At 65.4% G+C, this 3,868-nt stretch carries 5 protein-coding genes and 1 pseudogene; 1 reads left to right on the top strand and 5 read right to left on the bottom strand.

Going from position 1 to position 3,868, the window contains the following annotated elements; all coding sequences use genetic code 11:
• From MOV75_RS30075 to ltnD, 3 genes are all read right to left on the bottom strand, one after another.
• On the bottom strand, window positions 1-159 hold a 159-nt coding region (locus MOV75_RS30075; protein WP_247007137.1), incomplete at its 3' end, for a four-carbon acid sugar kinase family protein.
• Window positions 156-938 carry a 2-oxo-tetronate isomerase gene (otnI, locus tag MOV75_RS30070; protein WP_246922759.1) on the bottom strand — a complete coding sequence of 261 codons (783 nt, stop codon included), beginning with the start codon at window positions 936-938 and terminating at the stop codon, window positions 156-158. The genes otnI and MOV75_RS30075, both read right to left, overlap by 4 nt.
• A 12-nt stretch (window positions 939-950) precedes the next feature.
• Complete coding sequence (gene ltnD / locus MOV75_RS30065) at window positions 951-1,976, bottom strand: L-threonate dehydrogenase (RefSeq protein ID WP_258719532.1); 1,026 nt, start codon at window positions 1,974-1,976, stop codon at window positions 951-953.
• Here ltnD and MOV75_RS30060 point away from each other — a divergent pair.
• Window positions 1,975-2,655, top strand: a complete 681-nt coding sequence (locus tag MOV75_RS30060) for an aldolase (protein WP_246922763.1) — start codon at window positions 1,975-1,977, stop codon at window positions 2,653-2,655. The genes ltnD and MOV75_RS30060 overlap by 2 nt on opposite strands.
• Before the next feature lie 214 nt (window positions 2,656-2,869).
• Here the strand turns inward: MOV75_RS30060 and MOV75_RS30055 are convergent, their stop codons facing one another.
• Both MOV75_RS30055 and MOV75_RS30050 read right to left on the bottom strand, forming a co-directional pair.
• Entirely contained in the window at window positions 2,870-3,574 is a 705-nt protein-coding gene (locus MOV75_RS30055) for an ABC transporter ATP-binding protein (protein ID WP_246922766.1), read from the bottom strand.
• Window positions 3,558-3,868: pseudogene (locus tag MOV75_RS30050) on the bottom strand (ABC transporter ATP-binding protein); the annotation flags it as partial. The pseudogene MOV75_RS30050 and the gene MOV75_RS30055, both read right to left, overlap by 17 nt.

The raw sequence follows: 3,868 nt of genomic DNA, 5'->3' as shown, positions 1-3,868 counted from the left end.
CTTCAGCGACACCACGACGGCGTCCACCTCGGGCAGCGCGAGATCATCCGCGGGCACGCCGATGGTCTGCACGGTGCGCAGGCCCGCGCGCGTCAGCGTGTTGGCGAGATCGGACGCGCCGGTGTAATCGTCGGCGATGCAGCCCAACGCAAGTGTCACGGCTTCACTCCAGCGTAAGGCTTGAACCAGGCAAGGCCGTCGGTGGTCTTGCCGCGCGGGTTGTATTCGCAGCCGACGAAGCCGGCATAGCCGAGGCGGTCGAGTTCAGTGAACAGGAACGGATAGTTCAGCTCCTCGCCGTCGGGCTCGTTGCGCGAGGGGATGCTGGCGATCTGGACGTGGCCGATGATCGGCATCATCTCGCGCAGGCGCATGGTGACGTCGCCGTGGATGATCCCGCAATGATAGATGTCGAACTGGAGCTTCAGGTTCGCAAGCCTCAGCTCCTGGATCAGGTCGCGGGCGAAGCCGAAATCGTTGAGGAAGTAGCCGGGCACGTTGCGGGCGTTGATCGGCTCGATCACGATGTCGATGCCGTGGGGTGCGAAGAATTCCGCGGCCCACGCCACCGACTTGTAGAACGCCTCGATCGCCACGCGTTCACCGCGGTTGGCGATGCCGGCCATCAAATGCAGGCGCTTGACGCCGGTCGCCTTGGCGTAGGGCAACGCCGTCTCCAGGCTCGCCTTGAGATCGGAAAAGCGCGAGGGGAGCGCGGCAAAACCCTTCTCGCCGGCATTCCAGTCGCCCGGCGGCAGGTTGAACAGCGCCTGGGTCAGGCCGTTGCGCTTGAGCCGCTCGCCAACCGCCTCGGCCGGATGATCGTAGGGAAAAAGAAACTCGACCGCGGTGAAGCCGGCTTGAGCTGCGGCATCAAAGCGATCGAGGAACGGTACCTCGGTGAACATCATCGAGAGGTTGGCGGCAAAACGCGGCATCGGAGTCCCTTCTTACTTGTCGCCGGGCAACTTGACGCCGGTGACCTGCGCATACATCCGCGCCACCGATGCGTCGTCGTCGCGGCCCATGCCGGCGGCGGCTGTCATCAAGAACATCTGGAGTGCTGCGGCCGACACTGGCACCGGAAATCTGGCACTGCGCGCCATGTCCTGGATGATTCCGAGATCCTTCACAAAAATCTCGACTGCGCTGCGCGGCGTATAATCACCGTCGAGCACGTGCGGCATGCGGTTCTCGAACATCCAGGAATTACCGGCGGAGGCCGTAATCACCTCGTAGACCTTGCGGATGTCGAGGCCCTGCTTGGCCGCGAATGCCATGGCTTCGCTGGCGGCGGCGATGTGCACGCCGGCGAGCAACTGGTTGATCATCTTGAAGGCGGCACCCTGGCCCGCGGCATCACCGAGCTCGTAGAGCTTTGCCGCCATGGCATCGAGCGCGGGCCGTGCTTTGGCAAACGCGGCGGGACTGCCGGAGGCCAGGATCGTCAGCTCGCCTTGTGCAGCGCGCTGCGCCCCACCGGAGATCGGCGCATCCAGATAGTGCCGGCCTGTCGCCTCGAGCTGCTTGGCGAGGCGCCGTGCCACGTCGGGATCCATGGTGGCAGAGGATATGAAGACGCCGCCTGCGGGCATGGTCTCGGCGGCGCCGTCCTTGCCGAACAGGATCGTCTCGGTCTGCGCCGCATTGACGACGACGCTGACGACAATATCGGCCTCCTTGGCCGCTTCGGCCGGGGTCTTCGCACCCGCGCCGCCATCCTTCACGAAGCGCGCGACGGCATCCGCCGAAACGTCGCAGCCGGTCACGGCATGGCCGGCGCGCTTCAGCGAGGTCGCCATGCCGAATCCCATCGAGCCGAGCCCGATGACGGCGATGCGCTGATTTTGTGAGGTGGAGGCGGACATATGCAACTGACCCTTGCGAACGTTTCCCGGACGGCCGGCCTTTGCGGCGGCTCGGCGAACCGATATCACGGCTTGGCCGCGCTGCCAAAGCGTGAGACAAGCGGACATGACGGCCATGAGGACTGAAAACAGCAACGAGACCCGGCTGCGCGAAGACATCTGCCGGTTCGGACGGTCCCTGTTCGAGCGCGGGCTGACACCGGGATCCTCCGGCAATATCAGCGTCAGGCTAGACGGCGGCGGCTGGCTGGTGACGCCGACCAATGCCTCCCTCGGCTTCCTCGATCCTGCAAAGCTGTCGCGGCTCGACGATCAGGGCCGGCTGGTTTCGGGCGATGCGCCGACCAAGGAAGTTCCGCTGCATAATGCGCTCTACGACACGCGCGGGAGCGCGAGGGCGATCGTGCATCTGCACTCCACGCATTCGGTCGCGCTGTCGATGCTGCCCGAGATCGACCCGCGCGCCGCGCTGCCGCCGATGACGGCCTATTACCTGATGAAATGTGGCGCCACCGCGCTAGTGCCCTATTACCGCCCCGGCGATCCCGCGGTCGCGGACGCGATCAAGGGCTTGGCGGGGACATATTCATCCGTGCTGCTCGCCAATCACGGACCGGTGGTCGCCGGCGACACGCTGGAAGCCGCGGTGTTCGCGACCGAGGAGTTGGAGGAGACGGCGAAGCTGTATCTGCTGCTCCGCGGGATGAACCCGCGGTATCTGTCGCCGGAGCAGGTGACGGATCTGGTGAAGGTGTTCGGGGTGACGCTGCCGGCGCACGGGCATTAGGCCCGGCTCCAACCCTCGCTATTGCGATCGTAGCCGCATGAGCGCATGCGGGGAAACTGGCCCCGGATGTCGCTTCGCTCATCCGGGCTACGGCGCTCGCTACACACACCGCGACAATGCCGTAGGGTGGGCAAAGGCGCGCCAGCGCCGTGCCCACGTCTTTGGAAGGCGTGGGCACGCTCGCTTTGCCCACCCTACGAAATCTTCCCTGCCGTTACAGCCCCAGATACGCCTTGCGCACGTCGGGATTACCCCTGATCTCGGCTGCCGGCCCCTGCATCAGCACGCGGCCGGTTTGCAGGATGTAGGCGCGGTCGGCGATCTCGAGGCACTCGGCCATGCGCTGCTCGACAATCAGCACGGTCATGCCGGAGTCGCGGATGAGCTTTACGGCCTGGAAGATCTCGTCGACGAGCTTCGGCATGATGCCCTGCGACGGCTCGTCCAGCATCAACAGCCGCGGGCGTGTCATCAGCGCGCGGCCGATCGCGAGCATCTGCTGCTCGCCGCCAGAGAGCGTCTCGGCGCGCTGGTCCAAACGTTCTTGGAGACGTGGGAACAGCTTGAAGACGAGATCGAGCGGCTCTTCGCGGTTTGCCTCGCTTCGGTAGAGGTAGCTGCCGAGGCGGAGATTGTCGCGCACCGACAGGCGTGGAAACAGGCGGCGGTTCTCTGGGACATAGGCGATGCCGGTCGCGGTGATGTGATGCTGTGCCATGCCGTCGAGGCGCTTGCCGTCGAACGTCACCGTGCCCGAACGCGGGCGCTCGGCACCGGCGATGGATTTGAGCAGCGTCGACTTGCCCGCGCCGTTGGCGCCGGCCACGCAGACGATCTCGCCCTTCTGGACTTCGATCGAGACCGCGGAGATCGCGACCAGGCCCTGATAGGCGGTCGTGACTTCACGCACCGACAGCATGACGATCTCCCAGATATGCGCTGATCACCTTGGGATCGCGGACGACATCGGCGGGTTTACCCTCGACCAGCACCTTGCCGAGGTCGAGCACGATGGCGCGGTCGACCAGCGGCATCACGATCTCCATGACATGCTCGACCATCAACACGGTGATGCCGGCATCGCGCACCTTGCGCACCAGCGCGACGCCGGTCTGCGCCTCGGTCGGCGTCAGGCCGGTGAGGACTTCGTCGAGCAGCAGCAGCTTCGGTTCGGTCGCGAGCGCACGGGCGACTTCGAGGCGGCGCTTCTCGG

Source organism: Bradyrhizobium sp. PRIMUS42 (assembly GCF_023006515.1).
Lineage (GTDB): Bacteria > Pseudomonadota > Alphaproteobacteria > Rhizobiales > Xanthobacteraceae > Bradyrhizobium.
The sequence above is the reverse complement of the archived record's forward strand: the minus strand, read 5'-3'. Positions and strand labels throughout refer to the sequence as shown.